Below are 19,237 nucleotides of genomic sequence, written 5' to 3'. Positions count from 1 at the left end.
TATAGGCTTAAGCTTTCAAAAGTCTTGCAATGTGAGCTTTTAATACATCAATTGCGATACGGTTTTTACCACCGCGAGGAACAATAATGTCCGCATATTGCTTAGAAGGTTCGATAAACTGCATGAACATCGGACGTACTGTTTGTTGGTATTGCTTAAGAACAGACTCCATAGTTCGGCCTCGTTCTTCCACATCACGCTTAACACGGCGAAGTAAGCAAATATCTAACGGTGTGTCCATAAATACTGTCGCATGCATCAAATCACGAAGACGAGGGTCTGTAAGAAGAAGGATACCTTCTAGAATGATCACCTTTTTAGGTGTCATTGTGGTGGTGTTAATTGTTCTTGTGTGCTCAGTGTAGCTGTACTCAGGCACTTCTACTGCTTCACCACGTACCAATTTTTCTAGGTGCTCACACAGTAGGTCGTGGTCCAACGCACTCGGGTGATCGTAGTTCGTCTTTACTCGCTCTTCCATGCTTAGGTGGCTTTGGTCGTTGTAGTAGCAATCTTCCGTGATGACACCGATTTGATGATCGCCTACTTTCGCGCGAAGCTCATTATAAATAGTGCTCGCGATCAGACTTTTTCCAGAAGCAGAAGCGCCAGCAATACCTACGATGACGCATTGATTATTATCAGACATTAGTTTGCACCCGATGATGATTTCTAGTCACATAAAAAGATAAACTGCCTGATTATAGGGAGTTCACCCCATAGTTACTAGTTGGAATTAGGGTTTAGTCATAAGTTTCTGCCTGCTCAGAGGATTAACCTCCGAGCAAACGTTAAAATGTGCAATTATCAACCAGCAGGCATAGTAAACTTAGTTCACCATTGTAAAGCTAATCGCATCTGGTTTTGCTTTGCCTTGCCAAAACATCGTGCTACATACGCGATCGGCAAGTTGCTTATAATACCCTGCATGCTCACTTTCTGGGCGTCTTGCTACCGTTGGCACGCCAGCGTCAATATCTTCTCTCATAGAGATATGAAGCGGAATTTGTCCTAACAATGCTAAGCCAAATTCTTGTGACATTTTTTCAGCTCCGCCCATACCAAAAATATGCTCTTTCGCGCCACATTGACTACAAATGTGATAACTCATGTTTTCCACAACACCAATAACCGGGACATGGACTTTGTTAAACATTGCCGCTCCCTTCCTTGCATCGGCAAGGGCTAAATCTTGCGGTGTTGTGACTAGCACGCTACCTGTTACCGGAATTTGTTGTGACAGAGTCAATTGAATATCCCCTGTACCTGGCGGCATATCAATCACCAAATAATCCAAATCTGGCCAATCTGTTTCAGTTAATAACTGCGACAACGCTTTTGAAGCCATTGGACCGCGCCATATCGCCGCTTCTGATTTATCCACCAAATAACCGATAGAATGAGTATAGATGCCGTGAGCAAAAATGGGTTCCATCCACTTGCCATCACGAACTTCTGGTTTAGCATCTTCTTGCCCCAACATCATAGGTACAGACGGACCATAGATATCTGCATCCAACAATCCCACTTTCGCCCCAGATTGAGCAATTGCCAACGCTAAGTTAACTGCGGTAGTAGATTTACCAACGCCACCTTTCGCAGAACTGACGGCAATGATGTTCTTAACACCCTTAACCGAGTTAGCCACTTGAGTTTCTAAAGCTTTAACTCCAAGGCGAATATTAAATGGGAATTCAGCCACTTTACCCGAGGCTTGCTGCTGTTTGATCCAGTCATGCAGTACGGTTTGAAGCTCATTACTTGCGAATGACAACGTTATATCAATAGAACCCTGTGTCGTAATCGAAATTGCGCCATGAATATCTGCCCAGTTTTCCACCAACTGTGGATGTTGGAATTGGTTAAACCAGTGACAAAAATCTTGTTTTGAAGTGAACTGATGCATAAGCCCTCCTTTTAGATGTCATGCTACCACCGTCCAGGCTCAACCAGAACCCCAAAAAAACTAAGGCATTCCGCAGTTTGACACCTTGGAGTTAGTCAGTTCATGGGGTAGTATTATCCATCAAAATTTATTTATACCTATCAAGAAAAGCGAATATTAAGTATGGCAAACGATCCAAAAAACTTTCCGTCAAGGAAAATGCTGGTAACTTGTGCCCTTCCGTACGCTAACGGTTCGATCCACCTTGGTCATATGCTTGAGCATATCCAAGCGGACATTTGGGTTCGTTACCAACGCCTACGCGGCAACACTGTAAACTTCATCTGTGCTGACGATGCTCACGGCACGCCAATCATGCTTAAAGCGCAACAGATGGGTATTACTCCTGAAGAAATGATTGCCGCAGTTAGCGAAGAGCACCAAAAAGACTTCGCTGGATTTGATATCAGCTTTGATAACTACCACAGCACACACTCAGATGAGAACCGTGAGCTAGCGTCACACATTTATCTTGAGTTGAAGAAAAATGGCTTTATCTCTAGTCGTACTATCTCTCAGCTGTTCGATCCAGAAAAAGAGATGTTCTTACCGGACCGTTTCGTAAAAGGTACCTGTCCAAAATGTAAGTCTGAAGACCAATACGGTGACAACTGTGACAACTGTGGTGAGACTTACAGCCCAACAGAACTGATCAATCCTAAATCTGCGGTTTCTGGTGCGACGCCAGTAATGAAAGATTCAGAGCACTTCTTCTTCGACCTACCTCAGTTTGAAAGCATGCTAAAAGAGTGGACTCGCTCTGGCTCGCTACAAGCTGAAACAGCGAACAAAATGCAAGAATGGTTCGAATCTGGTTTGCAGCAATGGGATATCTCACGTGACGCACCATACTTTGGCTTCGAGATCCCTGGTGAGAAGAACAAATTCTTCTACGTGTGGCTAGACGCGCCTATCGGCTACATGGGCTCTTTCAAAAATCTATGTGACAAGCGCGACGACCTAGATTTCGACGAGTATTGGAAAAAAGACAGCTCAGCAGAGCTGTACCACTTCATCGGTAAAGACATCGTTTACTTCCACAGCCTATTTTGGCCAGCAATGCTAGAAGGTTCTGGCTTCCGCAAGCCTAACAACGTATTCGTACACGGTTACGTAACCGTAAACGGCGCAAAAATGTCGAAGTCTAAAGGTACGTTCGTAAAAGCAAGCACTTACCTAGAGCACCTAGACCCTGAGTGTCTACGTTACTACTACGCTGCGAAACTAAACAGCCGTATCGACGATCTAGATCTTAACCTTGAAGACTTCACTCAGCGCGTAAACGCTGACGTTGTTAACAAGATCGTTAACCTGGCATCTCGTAACGCAGGTTTCATCGCGAAACGTTTTGAAGGCAAACTGTCTGACAACTTTGCAGAGCCTGAACTTTACAACGAATTTGTTTCTGCTGCTGACCGTATCGCTGAGCTTTACGAAACGCGTGAGTTTGGTCGTGCAATCCGTGAAATCACGGCATTGGCAGACAAAGCTAACCAATACGTTGATGAAAGAGCACCGTGGGTTGTAGCAAAAGAAGAAGGAAAAGATCAGGAACTACAAGACATCTGTTCTGTCGGTATCAACCTGTTCCGCGTACTGATGACTTACCTGAAACCAGTAATGCCATCGCTAGCTGCGCGTACTGAAGCGTTCCTAAACCAAGAGCTAACTTGGGAAAACATCGCTGCTCCACTAACAGGCCACGAGATCACTAAGTTCAAAGCACTGTTCAACCGTATCGATCCGAAGAATGTTGAAGCGATGATCGAAGCGTCTAAAGAAGATGCGGCGGCAGAAATGGCGGCGAAAGAGAAAGCTGAAGCGGAAAAGAACAAGGCTAGCCAAACCGAGCTAGACAAAGAACCAATCGCTGAAGAGATTGAGTTCGATGCTTTTGCTGCAGTAGATATGCGTATCGCTCGTATCATCTCTTGTGAAGAAGTACCAAAAGCCAACAAACTGCTTAAGTTCCAATTGGACATCGGTGGTGAAACTCGTCAGGTATTCTCTGGCATCAAGTCAGCTTACAAACCTGAAGAGCTAGAAGGCAAGCTAACGGTAATGGTAGCAAACCTAAAACCTCGTAAGATGAAGTTTGGTATGTCTGAAGGTATGATCCTAGCGGCAGGCCCTGGTGGTAGCGACCTGTGGATCCTTGAGCCACACGAAGGCGCTCAACCTGGCATGCGCGTAATGTAAGTATCTTTATTGAAAAGGCTTAACTAAATCAGTTAAGCCTTTTCTCGCAGTTAAGCTTATCGATTAAGCTTGATTGTACTACAAAGAGAATTCTTCTGGACCCCAAGTAATAATCGCGCCACATGCAAGGAAAAGTACAAAGCTGATCGTGACTACAAAAGCGAGAACTCGATCAAATGTCGTTGCGTATTTTAGTATTAACTGATCATCTACAAGTGATACTTTCGCAGGCTTGCCTCGCATTAAAACTGTAGTATACATTGGGAATCTAACCCCCCAGGTATCTCTATCCCAACCGACAGGGCCATGACCATCCTTCGACATCTTTTTCTCGATCCGCTTTACCGAAACACGAATGAAAAGCAAAGTACTAACTAACCAAGTACATCCGATAATCATATTTGTCATATCAAAATAAGACACGTTGATCCCTTTAATTCCAATGAATGTTAGAACTAACTTCATAGGCACCTTTGGCTAAATTTTGCCCTGCACTATCAGCCATCTTAGCTGCTGCATAGCCGACACCTAAGCCTACACCAATTAATACTACGACTCCAAATGGGCCAGCAGCCAAAGCGATTCCCATTCCAGATGCAATCACTTTGGATGTGGTCCAAACGCCAGCAGCGTTGCTCGCACCAAACCCTGCAACTTCCATTGCTGCTCTTTTTTGCCAATTTTCTCCGTTATTCTTGGCATTTCGAACATTGTTAAAGCGAACACCAGCATCAATCATGATGATCTTTTTACCCACAATACTAGAGCTTTGTTCAAGAAATCGAATTGAGCGGATGTTAGCTATAGATGTTAAATGTAACTTAGTTATATCCCTGCCACTTCTCGCGATATTGGCAGCTCTATTCGGGTTGCTCCAAATGTTTCCACGGCTACTTTTAACTCGTCCTGCATAATGGGTAAGCTCTTTTGTAAATTTTGCATTCAAAGAATTGTGAGCTTCTTTAACTCTATATCCAAGCTTCACAAGCTCCTTTTTCTGCGCACCATTTCGTGAGGCTGTACGTACATCTAGTAAGGCATTTTGATATTTGAGCAAAGCTTTCCCGAAATTACTCAATCTGACTTGCTTTTCATTAACAGCAGTAGCGGCAGCACCTACTGCAGTATACTCATCGATTTTCCCCCCCATAGTATGATTAGTAGCATCTAAAAAAGGCTTAATCTCTTTTTCATAGAGGAGGGCTACCGCTTGTAAGTTTTCATCGCCAAACTCACTTGTTAGATTGGCTACATTTCTTTTGGTTTCTTGTGACCAACTTTTTACAGTATCAAGAGCACAAGCTATATCAGGTCTCTCGCTACGTAACTTAGCTATGTTGATCACAGAGCCTTCGTTCAGTATGAAAGGAGTACCTGCGGGAATAAAACTACCAAATATATGTAGGTTGTCCTTACGAAACTGAAGGTACCTATCCTCATCATTTGTATCGATAGGGAGCGTTATCTTTGAGTGAGTACTGAAGCATAGGTCGAATTTATTAGACAAATTAATTACCTCGAACAACCAACAAAATAGACAACTTATATCATATGAAGTGTTCGAATATTTTAATTTCTAAACATTGTGACTTGAATCAGACTAAAAAGTAATCAATATGTAACTCACAAAGAATAACGCGTACACCAAGCATCGACACCGAATAATCAAACATATTCACAAATTTGGTGAATCCATGCACCAACAACGACCATTCAAAAAGAACATTCAATATAACCAATTGTTTAAATTGAGTTTTTGTTTGGCATCAAAACTGCAATCTTCCTTGTTAGGTCCAAACACTAACAAGGAGTTGGTTATGTTTGTTTTGATTTCCACACTATTGTCCATCGCTATTTTAGCCGGAATATATCACTTATCTTCTAAACGAGAGCAGCAACATGCGCGCAAATATCAGCTGTTAACATTGTTGCGAGATGTTGTTCACCTTCTGAGACACCACCGAGCTGCTACTCACTACTCGCTTCAATTCCAACAAAACGATCAACAAAAATTGGACGCTCTTCATGATGCTCTGACTAACAAGCTGCATCTTTTAGTCGAAACATCACGGTTTGAAAACAAACCCATGTACCGCGTATTACAGATTAAAGTAGGGAAACTACTTGAACAATGGAATGACCATAGTGTTGCAAGAAACCAGATGGAGCATGGTAAGTTAATTCGTCATTGCTTGTTTTTGATGGATGAAGTAACCATCGCATGGCTAGCGGTTGAACAAAGAGATGACTTACATAATGAGTATCACATGAACTGGCAAAACATTATGGATAGCTTGGAGACCCTGACTCAGTTACGAATCAGCATTCAAGATTTAGGAGAACAAGGCGGAAATGAGCGTTTCAAAAACTATGCATCGGTCATGATGCGTAAGCTAAACCAACTAGCGGTTATCGCTCCACTTAGCATTACCTCTCCTGCTTCCACGCGCTCAATACAGACGCTAAATGAATACGTGACAGGGAGTCATGTCGACTTAACAGAAGCAGAGCTTTATGGCGTCACATCGGACTTGTCATTGACCATCTTCAATACTTACGACCATGTCCTTTCAGATGTCGTAGAGTCATTATATCTACCGTTACCCAGACTCTCGCTAGCAGGATAAACGTTCCATGCCTTATTATTGGTGCTAGGTCCGTCGCCGACTTATAAATAAAAACAAAAAAACCGCAGGCCTAAGGCACTGCGGTTTTCGTTTATTCAACTTGTCAGCGCTTAGCTGTCGTCTTCCGTGAAGTTCGTTGGTAATTGCTTTTTCATTTCGTTCCAGATCAACGCACTTTCCATACCATAATGACGAATCACTACTGGTAGTTGCTCACGCTGGCCACTTTCACAAGTTTCGAGCAATTGATGGTAAAACTTCAGAGCTAGCTCACGAGAAGCTGGATTTGAGAAGTAGTAGCTACCGACACGATCGTAGAGCTTCTTCAAACCATTAAAGATCAAACCGTAAATTTGATTTCCTGAATGGAATGCCAGGCGCTGGAAAAGCATATAATCGTAAAAGTTGAACGTTTTAGCAATCAAGATTTCTTGACGCTTCGCTTCATCTTTCTCGTTATCTTCTTTCACATTCTGCAGAACTTTTTCAGCATACGGCGAGGAAGCGATGAATTCATCCCAGGAAGCCGCATTCATTAAAGCTTCACAAGATTCGATTACGTTCTTAATTGTACGCTCAGAGCTCTCTTTGTTCGCTTTAAATGCATAGCGCATAAAGATAGGACTGATGTTGGTACGAGCCGCAAGCAGATCTTCTACAATGTTTGTCGCATTATCAACGTCTAGCGTCATTAAAGTATCCAAAATATGCAGACCAGAGGTCTCCATAAATTGGTTAACTTTCGTAGGTTTGCCGTGCTGGATAGTCAACCATCCGTCACGGGCTAGTCGTTGAAGAACCTCCCTTAAAGTCGTTCGAGTAACACCAATCAGTTCGGACAGCTCGCGCTCAGCAGGTAAAATTGAGCCTGGAGGAAAACGGCCGTTCCAAATGCTCTCGATAATATATTTTTCTGCGAATCCCGCAGGGCTTTTCGCCTTTATGACCATTCTACTTTTTATCCAATATTGATTTCTGAGGGTCGATACTACTCATCATACCACTACTTAGCGGTTTGAGAAAATTTACGATCAATAGTGGAAACGACTCCATAACATAGAGTTAATACTCTATATGTTGTGTCAATTTAAGAGGCTCTAACATGCGAGCGAAAGCAGTAAAATATGAATTTTCATTTAATTAAACAGCTCACAAATCTCGGAGAAATAAAGACAACCGTGTCACATTTTCATATTCAAAATATGAAAAATTACTTTGTATATCACAGTTAATATTCTTTCTTAATTTGCCTTTTCTCGTCACTGACCGTCATTTAAAATCCAAGAGGATTTTTTTAAGACTTTCATGGTATAGTAACGCCGTTTTGATCGCGTTATTACATTTAAAAAGTCATTTTAGTCGGTAGCATCACGTTTTGTTATTGACTAATAAATGCCTGAGTGTAGAGTTTGCGGTCGAAAGTGAGCGGTGCTTGAGTTCAGGGGAAGTAACTTGGCAAGACTACAATAAACAAAGGATTGTTGTTTTACTAAGTTATTGTTTTTAAAGACTAGTTAATAAGTCTAACAAACAGATACTTAAGCACTATTGTAGTGTCTATTCATAATTTTGTTATAAAGAGAATTATCATGCCGATATCGCTCGGAAACGCTTTTATCAAGAACTTCCTTGGTAAAGCGCCTGATTGGTACAAAGTTGCCATTATAGCCTTCTTAATAATTAACCCGATTGTATTCTTCCTAATAAACCCATTTGTAGCTGGATGGTTGTTGGTCGCTGAATTTATTTTCACGCTAGCAATGGCATTAAAATGCTACCCATTACAACCTGGCGGTTTACTTGCTATTGAAGCCATTGCTATCGGCATGACTAGCCCTGCGCAAGTTAAGCACGAATTAGTAGCAAATATCGAAGTACTGCTACTTCTGGTATTTATGGTTGCGGGCATCTACTTCATGAAGCAGCTATTGCTGTTCATTTTTACCAAAATTTTACTTGGCATTCGCTCTAAAACCCTACTATCACTCGCGTTCTGCTTTGCTGCGGCATTTTTGTCTGCATTTTTGGATGCCTTGACGGTTATCGCCGTTGTTATCAGCGTGGCGATCGGCTTTTACTCTATCTATCACAAAGTAGCGTCTGGTAACCCTATCGGTGACCATGACCATACACAAGATGACACGATCACTGAACTAACGCGTGATGACCTAGAAAACTATCGTGCGTTTTTGCGCTCTTTGTTGATGCATGCTGGTGTAGGTACTGCCTTAGGTGGCGTAACCACGATGGTTGGTGAACCTCAAAACTTAATTATTGCAGACCAAGCGGGTTGGTTATTTGGTGAATTCCTAATCCGTATGTCTCCAGTGACACTACCTGTATTTTTCTGTGGTCTCATCACTTGTGCTTTAGTTGAAAAGCTTAAAGTGTTTGGCTACGGCGCGAAGCTTCCTAATAACGTTCGTCAGATCCTCGTCGATTTTGACCGTGAAGAGCGTAAAACGCGAACAAATCAAGATGTCGCAAAACTCTGGGTTCAAGGTCTTATTGCGGTTTGGTTGATCGTTGCACTCGCTTTGCACTTAGCGGCTGTCGGCTTAATTGGCCTTTCTGTGATCATATTAGCGACCGCATTTACTGGTGTCATTGAAGAGCATTCCATGGGGAAAGCGTTTGAAGAGGCCCTGCCCTTCACTGCACTGCTTGCAGTATTTTTCTCGATCGTTGCCGTAATCATTGACCAAGAGCTGTTTAAACCAGTCATCGATGCGGTGCTTGCCGTTGAAGATAAAGGTACTCAGCTAGCTCTGTTCTATGTGGCGAATGGCTTATTATCTATGGTGTCGGATAACGTGTTCGTTGGTACGGTTTACATCAATGAAGTAAAAACTGCACTCATCGAAGGCCTCATTACTCGTGATCAGTTCGACTTACTGGCGGTGGCAATCAATACTGGTACTAACCTGCCTTCTGTTGCAACGCCAAACGGTCAAGCGGCATTCCTATTCTTACTCACATCGGCTCTCGCTCCATTAATTCGTCTGTCTTACGGTCGAATGGTTATCATGGCGCTGCCTTACACCGTCGTTCTTGCGATTGTCGGTCTGATGGGAATCATGTTCTTCCTAGAGCCTGCAACCGCTTCTTTCTACGAAGCTGGTTGGATTTTACCTCATAGTGGTGATCTGACTCCCGTAGTATCCGGTGGTCACTAAAATTTGAGTTGATTAGGAAACTTATCCACGATAAAAAGCTCTGAGTATTCAGAGCTTTTTCTATTTCAGACAGGAACAAAAACGTGACTATTTTAAATTCACTTAACCAGTTTTCAAAGGGACGTTTATCGTGGCTACTGCTTCTGCTATTCGTCGTTTTCTTTGAAGCATGTGCCCTCTATTTTCAGCACGTCATGATGCTTGCACCATGTGTCATGTGTATTTATGAAAGAGTCGCGATGATTGGAGTGGGCGTCGCTGCAATGGTTGGTATATTGGCACCCAAGAACCCAATTTTCCGCTGGCTAGGTTTGATAGGCTGGGGATTAAGTGCTTACAAGGGTTTGTTACTTGCGATGCAGCACGTTGACTACCAGTTTAATCCATCACCATTCGCGACTTGCGATTTATTCGTCACATTCCCTAGCTGGGCTCCGCTCAATCAGTGGGTTCCTTGGATGTTTGAAGCATATGGTGATTGCTCTAAGGTTGTGTGGCAGTTCCTTGATTTATCAATGCCACAATGGTTAGTCGTAATTTTTGCAGGCAATTTAATCGCTTTGGCATTAATTGTAATTGCACAATTCTTCCCTGCAAAACGCGTTAATCCAATTCGTTAATCCTACTGACGCGTAAAAATTAACAAAAAGCCGACCATCTGGTCGGCTTTTTGTTAAGTGGATAGCGCGGCGATTCGATTTAGCCGCGTGATTGACCACAGCACTGCTTGAATTTTTTTCCGCTCTCACAAGGACAGGGATCATTGCGCCCGATACCTTTGAATGGGTTTAGGCTTTGAGCTTTATTGCCTACCATCAACTCATCCGCGCCCAGCGCGACTTCACCGACCATTAAATCAAGCTGGTCGACTAAATCTGTCAGGGCCGGTGGCGTTTCAATACCTGCGTCGCGCATCTGTTGCTGCGTTGCTGGCTCATCGATAGCCAGCATCAAAGTGGTCAGTAATGCTTGCAGCATACGCTGTAATCCATCATTGAGCTCAACGTCTTGCCACTGTTCTTCAATCATTGGCCAAACAGACATAAAGCCTTCGGCAAAATCAGCAAGTTGTTCAGGTTCTTTGCCTGTTAGCTCTAGCACAGAATATTCGTTTCGTTGAATTCGGTTATGCTGCTTGTGAATTTGCTCTTCCACAGCTGGTTGAATCGCTTTGAATCCCTCACCTAATAGCGGCTCTAACCACTTTTCAGGAGCGAGTGGTTTTGTCGTCAGATTCGCAGCTAACACTGCGCCTTCGATAAATAGGCAAGATTCATCGACGTGAACTTCACCTTTTTCAATCAATGTGTATTGCATGACATCTGGTTTCCCATAAATTTGGCGGCATTATACCTCAGAGCTCAAAAGCACGTAACCTAACGTTGTGTGTTTGACTGCATTGGGCGCTTCGAGTCTTTTAATGACAAACTTAACTTACATCGCTACAATCGCCCTCCTTTTTACCACCAAACTGTATTAGGCAAGCTATGCGAGTTGTACTAGGCCCAATGGAAGGCGTTTTAGATCATTTGATGCGCCAAATCCTGACCGAGATAAACGACTATGACCTGTGTGTTACGGAGTTTGTTCGCGTAATCGACCAGCTATTACCCGATCATGTGTTTCACCGTTTATGCCCAGAGCTGTTGCAAGGTTCTCAGACTGCATCTGGTGTGCCAGTACATGTGCAATTGTTGGGACAAGAACCGAACTGGATGGCTGAGAACGCAATTAAAGCGGCAAACCTTGGCGCCAGAGGTATTGATATAAACTTTGGTTGCCCAGCCAAAATGGTCAACAAAAGTAAAGGTGGAGCAGCGCTACTCCAACATCCAGAGCTCATTCACCGTGTGGTTAAAGCTTGTCGAGAAGCCGTTCCAGAAGCCATTCCCGTAACTGCAAAAATTCGTCTTGGCTGGGAGAACCCTGAAGATTGCTTTGAAATTGTCGATGCCATTCAGTCTGCTGGCGCAAATGAACTGACCGTACACGCACGTACTAAACAAGGTGGTTATAAAGCTTCTGAGATAAAATGGGATTACATCAACCAAATTCGTGAACGTTTTGATATCCCACTGATTGCGAATGGCGAAATTTGGAATTATGAAGACGGTCAACGTTGCATTGAAACGACTGGCGTTAACTCTTTGATGGTGTGCCGAGGCGCTTTCAATATCCCTAACTTAGGCAATATGGTAAAACATAACCACCAGCCAATGTCATGGCCCGAGGTGGTTGAGTTGCTCATCTATTATTCCAAGTTTGAGATGAAAGGCGATAAAGGCTTGTATTACCCAAACCGCGTAAAACAATGGTTCTCTTACTTACGTCAGGCTTATCCTGAAGCAAAAGACCTATTTAGAGAAATCAGAACGTTCAACAAAGCCGCACCAATTGTTGAGCATATTCAACGCTACCGCGATGACTTAAACTCTCAGGTTGCATAACTCCCGAACACAAAAAAGGACGAATATCTCGTCCTTTTTTGTATCTAAATCCTAGTAACAGATCTTATTTTTGCCGGTACTTTTGGCTTGATATAACTTTTCATCCGCCGCTTTAAACAATTCATCAAAGTTTTCTACTCGGCTCTCTTTACTAAACACCACACCGCCAGAGATCGTAAAGCCTTCTTTCGTTACGCGTGTCGAGCGCTCATCTATGGCCTTTTTTACTCTGTCTAAAATGAGTTTAATGCCCTCTGAATCTTCGTCATAAATCGCTAAAACGAACTCTTCGCCACCAAACCTTGAGGCAACATCGGTATGGCGAATATTTTCACGTATACATTTTGCAACAAGCTGAATTGCAGAATCACCGACATCATGACCATAGGTGTCGTTGATCTTCTTGAAGTTATCAATATCGAACACTGCTAAAGCAACCTGTTTTTTTGTCATCTTATTACGCCACACGGTTTGCATACCTCGACGATTCAATAAGCTGGTCATTGGGTCTCTTGCTGCCAGTTCTTTAAAGTAGCGTCGCTCGCTATGCATATTCACATAGAACAAGACGACGGTACTCAACACGTAAATAAATAGTGCGACAATAAGGCTGTATTTTTCAAAAACCGCTAGGTTCTTAGCTTCATCCCAAAGGTTGTACTCGTAGTACATGCTGTGATTCGCACTCAATCGCTCTAATTCGACTGGTTTGATTCGTGTACTGTTTGAAGGAATGGATTGTAAATTGGAAACCAAATGAAACTGACCTACAAGACCTAGCGACGAAGCCATAAGCGTATTGATGTCAAAATCAATAGATAAAACACCTTGATGTTCTCCTTTCTCATAGACGGGTACCGTCATACTAATGACTTGACCTTCCATCGAGTCCAACACAGGCCCTGGTCCAGCCAAGGTAATGTTCACTTTATCTTGCGCGGTTTTTTGCCAAAAAGGTCGGGCTTTTAGCGTTGACAAAAGCTCTTTTGTGAAATTTTTTGCGTAGGTATCGGGTGAGGAGATAACGTAACCGCGCTTGTCAATGTAATGGATTCCAACAATGTGCGATTCAATATCGTGCAGAAATGACAATGACGGCGCAAAACCCGCCTTTTGTTCAGCTAACTGGTTAATCGTTGAACCTTGCTGACATAAGCTTTCGTCCCCTACGATCATATAATCCAGGTCAACCGCAGGTAACCCTTCACTATAAACACTTTCGAGTAATAACACATCTATAGGCCAAAGATAACAAAGCCCTTCTTTGACTAAAGAATTATGTTCTTCAAACAGTGGGTTAGCGTAATTGGTATAGTTGGTGAAGCTGTAATCTAAAGCCGTGAGTACTTTAATACCGCGAGACATTGCACGCTCGATACGCGAATACTCAGAATCGATATAGCGGTTAACCGCATCATAGTAATTTTTCGTTGTCACGAGTAAAACCACTACAAATAACGCCAGAGGAAAAAAGATGACAAATGAGAGGCTAAATCGCCTTTGGTTTACCATTGAGTACCATGCATATGAAAGGTCAATAGTCTCTTATGACTGCTATTAAATTGATACTCGTTATCTGGTGACGCATGCAATGCAGCACCAGATAACAAGAGACCAAACAAATGTGTGCGCGCTGTTTGAGACCGTTTATATATTAAAGGAGTTTAATCAATATAGAGTGTGGTGTCACTTTAGTCGCCATAATTTGCAGCTCTGTGCCGACATATTGACAGAGATATGACCTTTATAATCAACCTGTTCTGTGTCATCTAACAACGATATAACTTGGCTAACCTCCAAGCCCAGTTGCCACATAGGTAAATCGATTGAACATTCATTACCACTGAGATTAATCATAACAACGACTGCTTCGCGACCCAGTACACGTGCGTACGCCAACTGGTTGTTAGTGCAATGAAGCCATTGAATACAGCCCGACTGTAAAGGCTTACATTGTTTACGTATCTTGATCCATTGTTGGTAAAGCGATAGCCATTGTGAACTTTCAATTTCATTCCAAGGAAAACAACGACGATTATCCGGGTCTAGCCCTCCTTCTAGACCGACTTCACTCCCGTAGTAAATACAAGGCGTGCCAACGTAAGTCATAAGCATTGCTAGCGCGATGTTCATTTTACGCTTATCACCATCAACCAGTGTGATAAACCGAGCAGTATCGTGACTATCGAGTTGATTTAGCTGCGATAGCTGATTAGAAAATGGGATTTTTGCTCTGGCTTCGTCCAACCATGCTTTAAACTCCAAACCATCAATGTTGATTGGATCGTACATAATGTCTTGTCGTGCGATAAAAGCTCGAACTGGATGAGCAAAACCGTAGTAGTTCATCGCCCCATCCTCTTGATCACCTTGCAACCACTGCGTTGCTTCAAAAAAGTGCTCACCTAACACATAAGCATTCGGGTTTACTGACTTAGTCGCATTACGAAACGCTGCCACATAATGAGCATTGTTTTTCGCGCCGTCCCCTTCGCCAAGCATATGAATTACATCAAACCGCCAGCCATCAACCAAGTACGGTGGCTTCAGCCAATACTTGATGACAGACTCTTCACTTTGGTAGATGTAGTCGCGCACCTGTTCATTTTCGAAGTTTAGAACCGGTAAGTTACCAATGCCTTTCCAACCAATGTAGTGATTGGTTTCGCCTTCGAAAAAGTAGTAATCACGGAACTTTGACTGCGGATTGCCATACGCTCCTTCTCCTTTTTGATGGATATCAAACCAAGGATGATGCACTGACGTGTGGTTAAACACCGCGTCTAAGACAATCTTCATATTCTTACCACGGATTTTCTCACACAGTTCAGCAAACTGATCATTGGTGCCGAACATAGGGTCAACAGTGAAGTAATCGGTGGTGTCGTATTTATGATTACTTGGTGAAGAAAAGATCGGATTAAAATAAAGCGCAGTAACGCCGAGCTGTTCAAGATAGTCCAACTTTTGCTCCACACCTTTGAGGTCGCCGCCAAAGAATTCACGCGCCCCGGTATTTTGGTGAGAGCCTACCGCGTCTCCCCACGCCTTGACGATCGATGCAGAATCATACTGAGCATAAGCGTGGCGAATATCAGACTCACTTTTACTAGCAGAAAAACGGTCAGGAAAGATTTGATAGAAAACTTGCTCTTGGACCCAGCTTGGTGGTTGATGGTTTACATTCAACTTAAAGTGGAACTCTTTGGGTGGAATACGCTTTTGCACACCCCGTGCATCGAGCCAGTATTGTTGTCCGTCTTTGAGGATCTTAAACACATAATGTGTGACATCTCGATCTCGATTTGGTCGAAACGATGCCTCCCATAGTAACAATTCCCCAGCTGTTCCAATTTGAGCCATGTCGACCAGATATTCTTCATTGTCCGGCTCAATACGCACATAGACGGAATCAAAATCCAATGTCTCGGTTTTCAGTCTGACTGTAATTTGCTCGTCATTAAAAGCTAAACCATCAATAGTTTGACTATGAAAAATAAATGGCAGGTTCATTATGGGCACTCCTCGTCATCGGATATGCCACTATGTTATTGAAGAATTCGAGACAAGAAATCCTCCTTGCGAGTTGACATATCAGCCAATTTTCTCAAGGAGGATCACACTTAGTAGGCGTAGTGACTTGTCGGATACCGCTTAGTTCAACAAGAGACTGTCATCTGCCAGCTCTTCACCACGCACTTTGGAGAACATATCCAACAAGTCTGGTACTTGCATGTTAGCGCGCTGCTCTCCAGCCACATCAAGCACAATTTCACCTTGGTGAAGCATTACGGTCCTATCGCCACATGCTAATGCGTCTTTCATCGAATGCGTCACCATCATCACTGTTAAATCGAACTCATCGACAATACGTTTAGTTAAGTCGATAACAAACGCCGCCATACGAGGATCAAGCGCAGCCGTGTGTTCATCAAGCAATAACAGCTTACTCTCCGATAACGTCGCCATCACAAGGCTAACGGCTTGTCGTTGTCCACCAGACAGCAACCCAATGCTATCACCCAAGCGGTCTTCTAAACCAAGACCGAGGATGCTAATTCGCTCTTGGAACAGCTTGCGACGTTTAGTAGAGAGCGCCAATCCCCAGCTGCGTTTTTTACCACGCATGTGCGCTAGAGCCATGTTCTCTTCTATCGTCAGTTCACCACAAGTCCCGGCCAATGGATCTTGAAACACTCGGGCACATTGCGTCGCACGTTGGGCTACCGTCTGCTTGGTGACGTCTTTGCCATCAATGATCACCTGACCACCTATCATCGGCGTCTCACCTGTCACCGCACCAAGCAACGTGGATTTTCCCGCGCCATTAGAACCAATCACGGTAAGAAATTGATGCTCTGGAACCTCTAAAGAGACGCCTTTCAATGCACGATTTTCCAAAATCGTCCCAGGGTTGAACGTGACCTGAATATTATTTAGTTCGATCATAATGCCTCCCCAGAACCATTTTTTGATGCCGCTTGTTTAGCATCAGTAACGCGTTGTTTCGCTCTCATGCTCTGTTTTAGCTTTGGAGCAATAAGCGCCACAGCCACCAATACTGCGGTAACAAGGTTGAGGTCTGAAGCTTGTAAACCAAACATGCCAGAGCTCAAAGCGAAAGCCACTGCAAGGCGATAAAGTACCGAACCGATGATGACCGCAAATACCGCAACCCAAATCTTGCGCCCGGGAATAAGGGTCTGCCCCAAAATCACAGCTGCCAAACCAACGACAATGGTGCCCACGCCAGAGGTCACATCCGCAAAGCTGTTCGTTTGTGCAAACAACGCGCCTGCGAATCCCACAAACCCGTTGGATAAAGCCAAGCCAAAGTAGGTATAAAAGCCAGTGCTCGCCCCTTGCGCAGAAACCATACGCGCATTCACACCCGTGGCTCGTAAACCAAGACCAAAGTCGCTGTTCAGCAGGCGAATGACAAAGAAAGCGGAAAGAAGAACTAAGACCCCAACAACCAGAGGGCGAATAAACATCGCATCGCCCAATGCTTCAAACGGAGTGAGAATCGTATCCTCTCCAAGCAACGCCATATTAGGTTTGCCCATAATACGAATATTAATTGAAAATGCAGCGATCATGGTAAGAATGGAAGCTAACAGGTGTAAAATACCACACCGAACAGCCAGAAAAGCGGTTACCCACCCCGTCATACTACCAGCTATCATCGCCATTATTGTCGCAAGCCAAGGATTAATACCTGCGACAATCGCCGTTGCAGCCACCGCCGCTCCCATTGGAAAGCTGCCATCCACACTCAAATCGGGGAAATCGAGAACACGGAACGTAAGATACACACCCAGAGCGACTAGGCCATAAATCAAGCCAATTTCGAGTGCACCAAAAAAAGCAAATGCAGACATAACTGCTCCTTTCTGCATGCTCAGGCTGGCTAATACCAACCTGAACGTAAGACTTCTAACGTATACTCCCCTTCTTCTCTAGCAGAATGCTTTACACGAGAAATCTGGCGAGTATCAATTTTGGGGCAAGCCTCTATCAACCAACGTGACAGGCTTAACCCCAAAAAGCGTTACTTATTGCATGCTTGTCGCACGTTCAATCACAGAACTTGGCAGCTTGATACCGAGCTTAGATGCTGCGCTTTCATTAATTACAAGGTCAGAGCCCGTCGCGACTTTTACATCCAGCTTGCCTGGTTCTTGACCATCAAGAATCGCCGCCACGTAATCCGCGGTTTGTACACCAACCTGGTAGTAGTCAAAACCTAAGCCTGCAATTGCACCCTTTTCGACATACGACGTCGCGCCACCAAATACAGGTTTCTTCGCTTGATTCGCTGCAACAATCATCCCTTCAATCGCACTTGCAACTGTATTGTCTGTTGGGGCGTAAAGAATGTCTGATTTCGCTGCAATCGCTTGAGTCGCAGACTGAACATCAGCACTTTTTAGTGCGGTCGCTTCAACCACTTGTATGCCTTTTGCTTTTGCGCTTTCTTTTAGTAATTCAACTAAAGTCACGGCATTAGCTTCACCGGGATTAAATACAACCCCGATGCTTTTCACCTGAGGAAGAATTTCTTGGATGAGATCGACATGCTGAGCAACGGGTGAAAGATCAGACAGGCCAGTTACGTTTTTGCCTGGTTTTTCCATCGACTTAACCAATTTCGCACCAACCGGATCTGTTACCGCAGTAAAGACAACAGGAATAGAGCGAGTAGCCGACACCAAAGCTTGTGCCGAAGGTGTCGCGATGCCAACTAACACATCGGGATTTTCACCGACGTACTGACGGGCAATTTGCACCGCAATCGCTGGATTACCCTGTGCGGTCTTATAATCAAATTCTAGATTTTTGCCTTCTTCGTAGCCTTTCGCTTTCAAACCATCAAGCAATCCTTGGCGCGTCGCGTCTAACGCCGGGTGTTCGACAATCTGTGAAACTGCGACAGTTGCAGTGGCGGCCAGTACATTGGTAGAAGAGAAAATAGCAGTAGCCGATAGAACGGCGGTGGCTAATAAACGTTTCGTTTTCATCATAACTCCTTGATGTGACTTCGTCCTTGTTTCACGAGCTTTCAATATGTGTATCGACTCGTGAATTCAAATGTTTGAAGGCGGTATTGTTGTGTTCGTATAACTGTGCACTTCTTGCGCATCTTGTTTTTATTATTACTACTAAGTCTTAGTAAAGAAAAGAAAGATTTAACACTAAAGCAACATTTGTGATCGGGGGACTTCTTCATCCGGAAAGAATCTTTGGTAAACAAAGCTTCGCTCGCTTCATCGACGACCGTCAAAGTAGGTAATAGAGGCAGGATCAAAAATGGAGCGGCCAGTGCACACTCCATTTCAAACA

The 19,237-nt window shown here is 43.7% G+C and carries 16 protein-coding genes; 5 read left to right on the top strand and 11 right to left on the bottom strand.

Annotated features, from left to right (window positions below; translation table 11 throughout):
• Positions 1 to 7: 7 nt before the first annotated feature.
• Both udk and apbC read right to left on the bottom strand, forming a co-directional pair.
• Positions 8 to 649, bottom strand: coding sequence for a uridine kinase (gene udk / locus R7Q09_RS01115; RefSeq protein WP_005380833.1), 642 nt, complete (start codon positions 647 to 649; stop codon positions 8 to 10).
• 180 nt (positions 650 to 829) lie between these two features.
• Positions 830 to 1,906 carry an iron-sulfur cluster carrier protein ApbC gene (apbC, locus tag R7Q09_RS01110; protein ID WP_104979556.1) on the bottom strand — a complete coding sequence of 359 codons (1,077 nt, stop codon included), beginning with the start codon at positions 1,904 to 1,906 and terminating at the stop codon, positions 830 to 832.
• A 162-nt stretch (positions 1,907 to 2,068) separates the two neighbouring features.
• Between apbC and metG the strand changes: the two genes are divergently transcribed.
• A complete protein-coding gene (gene metG / locus R7Q09_RS01105; protein WP_318070813.1) occupies positions 2,069 to 4,144 on the top strand; it encodes a methionine--tRNA ligase in 2,076 nt (691 codons plus the stop codon).
• A 78-nt stretch (positions 4,145 to 4,222) separates the two neighbouring features.
• Here the strand turns inward: metG and R7Q09_RS01100 are convergent, their stop codons facing one another.
• The gene (locus R7Q09_RS01100) at positions 4,223 to 4,567 is read right to left on the bottom strand and encodes a hypothetical protein (protein ID WP_104980051.1); all 345 of its coding nucleotides are present in this window, start codon (positions 4,565 to 4,567) and stop codon (positions 4,223 to 4,225) included.
• Positions 4,568 to 4,577: 10 nt separating this feature from the next.
• Positions 4,578 to 5,651 (bottom strand): hypothetical protein, encoded by a 1,074-nt coding sequence (locus R7Q09_RS01095; protein ID WP_213903942.1) that lies wholly within the window; start codon positions 5,649 to 5,651, stop codon positions 4,578 to 4,580.
• Positions 5,652 to 5,961: 310 nt separating this feature from the next.
• Between R7Q09_RS01095 and R7Q09_RS01090 the strand changes: the two genes are divergently transcribed.
• Complete coding sequence (locus R7Q09_RS01090) at positions 5,962 to 6,771, top strand: hypothetical protein (RefSeq protein WP_017821380.1); 810 nt, start codon at positions 5,962 to 5,964, stop codon at positions 6,769 to 6,771.
• 110 nt (positions 6,772 to 6,881) lie between these two features.
• Here R7Q09_RS01090 and fadR read toward each other — a convergent pair whose 3' ends face one another.
• Positions 6,882 to 7,721, bottom strand: coding sequence for a fatty acid metabolism transcriptional regulator FadR (gene fadR / locus R7Q09_RS01085; protein WP_005380824.1), 840 nt, complete (start codon positions 7,719 to 7,721; stop codon positions 6,882 to 6,884).
• 639 nt (positions 7,722 to 8,360) lie between these two features.
• Between fadR and nhaB the strand changes: the two genes are divergently transcribed.
• Together nhaB and dsbB are read left to right on the top strand one after the other, a co-directional pair.
• On the top strand, positions 8,361 to 9,947 hold the full coding sequence (gene nhaB / locus R7Q09_RS01080; RefSeq protein ID WP_005380822.1) for a Na(+)/H(+) antiporter NhaB: 1,587 nt from the start codon (positions 8,361 to 8,363) through the stop codon (positions 9,945 to 9,947).
• Positions 9,948 to 10,030: 83 nt separating this feature from the next.
• Entirely contained in the window at positions 10,031 to 10,567 is a 537-nt protein-coding gene (gene dsbB, locus R7Q09_RS01075; RefSeq protein WP_213885513.1) for a disulfide bond formation protein DsbB, read from the top strand.
• 79 nt (positions 10,568 to 10,646) lie between these two features.
• Here dsbB and R7Q09_RS01070 read toward each other — a convergent pair whose 3' ends face one another.
• Entirely contained in the window at positions 10,647 to 11,264 is a 618-nt protein-coding gene (locus R7Q09_RS01070) for a YecA family protein (protein ID WP_005380818.1), read from the bottom strand.
• 170 nt (positions 11,265 to 11,434) lie between these two features.
• On the opposite strand from R7Q09_RS01070, the gene dusC reads away from it, so the two are divergent.
• Positions 11,435 to 12,394 carry a tRNA dihydrouridine(16) synthase DusC gene (gene dusC / locus R7Q09_RS01065; protein ID WP_017633856.1) on the top strand — a complete coding sequence of 320 codons (960 nt, stop codon included), beginning with the start codon at positions 11,435 to 11,437 and terminating at the stop codon, positions 12,392 to 12,394.
• 51 nt (positions 12,395 to 12,445) lie between these two features.
• Here dusC and R7Q09_RS01060 read toward each other — a convergent pair whose 3' ends face one another.
• The 5 genes from R7Q09_RS01060 to R7Q09_RS01040 all read right to left on the bottom strand — a co-directional run bounded on the left by R7Q09_RS01060 (position 12,446) and on the right by R7Q09_RS01040 (position 18,915).
• Complete coding sequence (locus R7Q09_RS01060) at positions 12,446 to 13,906, bottom strand: sensor domain-containing diguanylate cyclase (RefSeq protein ID WP_213886608.1); 1,461 nt, start codon at positions 13,904 to 13,906, stop codon at positions 12,446 to 12,448.
• A gap of 174 nt (positions 13,907 to 14,080) precedes the next feature.
• Positions 14,081 to 15,907, bottom strand: a complete 1,827-nt coding sequence (malZ, locus tag R7Q09_RS01055) for a maltodextrin glucosidase (protein ID WP_213886607.1) — start codon at positions 15,905 to 15,907, stop codon at positions 14,081 to 14,083.
• A gap of 141 nt (positions 15,908 to 16,048) precedes the next feature.
• Positions 16,049 to 16,843: an ABC transporter ATP-binding protein gene (locus tag R7Q09_RS01050; protein ID WP_005387275.1), complete on the bottom strand. Its 795-nt coding sequence runs from the start codon at positions 16,841 to 16,843 to the stop codon at positions 16,049 to 16,051.
• Positions 16,840 to 17,775 (bottom strand): ABC transporter permease, encoded by a 936-nt coding sequence (locus tag R7Q09_RS01045; protein WP_012841584.1) that lies wholly within the window; start codon positions 17,773 to 17,775, stop codon positions 16,840 to 16,842. Before R7Q09_RS01045 ends, R7Q09_RS01050 begins: the two co-directional genes overlap by 4 nt.
• A gap of 174 nt (positions 17,776 to 17,949) precedes the next feature.
• Positions 17,950 to 18,915 carry an ABC transporter substrate-binding protein gene (locus tag R7Q09_RS01040; RefSeq protein WP_115386199.1) on the bottom strand — a complete coding sequence of 322 codons (966 nt, stop codon included), beginning with the start codon at positions 18,913 to 18,915 and terminating at the stop codon, positions 17,950 to 17,952.
• Positions 18,916 to 19,237: the final 322 nt, after the last annotated feature.

This window comes from Vibrio sp. 2130-1, from assembly GCF_033339515.1.
The sequence above is the reverse complement of the archived record's forward strand: the minus strand, read 5'-3'. Positions and strand labels throughout refer to the sequence as shown.

Excerpts from the sequence above, each read along its gene's own strand:
- udk (WP_005380833.1), bottom strand. The coding sequence starts at position 649 with ATGTCTGATAATAATCAATGCGTCATCGTAGGTATTGCTGGCGCTTCT.
- apbC (WP_104979556.1), bottom strand. The coding sequence starts at position 1,906 with ATGCATCAGTTCACTTCAAAACAAGATTTTTGTCACTGGTTTAACCAA.
- metG (WP_318070813.1), top strand. The coding sequence starts at position 2,069 with ATGGCAAACGATCCAAAAAACTTTCCGTCAAGGAAAATGCTGGTAACT.
- R7Q09_RS01090 (WP_017821380.1), top strand. The coding sequence starts at position 5,962 with ATGTTTGTTTTGATTTCCACACTATTGTCCATCGCTATTTTAGCCGGA.
- fadR (WP_005380824.1), bottom strand. The coding sequence starts at position 7,721 with ATGGTCATAAAGGCGAAAAGCCCTGCGGGATTCGCAGAAAAATATATT.
- nhaB (WP_005380822.1), top strand. The coding sequence starts at position 8,361 with ATGCCGATATCGCTCGGAAACGCTTTTATCAAGAACTTCCTTGGTAAA.
- R7Q09_RS01070 (WP_005380818.1), bottom strand. The coding sequence starts at position 11,264 with ATGCAATACACATTGATTGAAAAAGGTGAAGTTCACGTCGATGAATCT.
- dusC (WP_017633856.1), top strand. The coding sequence starts at position 11,435 with ATGCGAGTTGTACTAGGCCCAATGGAAGGCGTTTTAGATCATTTGATG.
- R7Q09_RS01060 (WP_213886608.1), bottom strand. The coding sequence starts at position 13,906 with ATGGTAAACCAAAGGCGATTTAGCCTCTCATTTGTCATCTTTTTTCCT.
- malZ (WP_213886607.1), bottom strand. The coding sequence starts at position 15,907 with ATGAACCTGCCATTTATTTTTCATAGTCAAACTATTGATGGTTTAGCT.
- R7Q09_RS01050 (WP_005387275.1), bottom strand. The coding sequence starts at position 16,843 with ATGATCGAACTAAATAATATTCAGGTCACGTTCAACCCTGGGACGATT.
- R7Q09_RS01045 (WP_012841584.1), bottom strand. The coding sequence starts at position 17,775 with ATGTCTGCATTTGCTTTTTTTGGTGCACTCGAAATTGGCTTGATTTAT.
- R7Q09_RS01040 (WP_115386199.1), bottom strand. The coding sequence starts at position 18,915 with ATGAAAACGAAACGTTTATTAGCCACCGCCGTTCTATCGGCTACTGCT.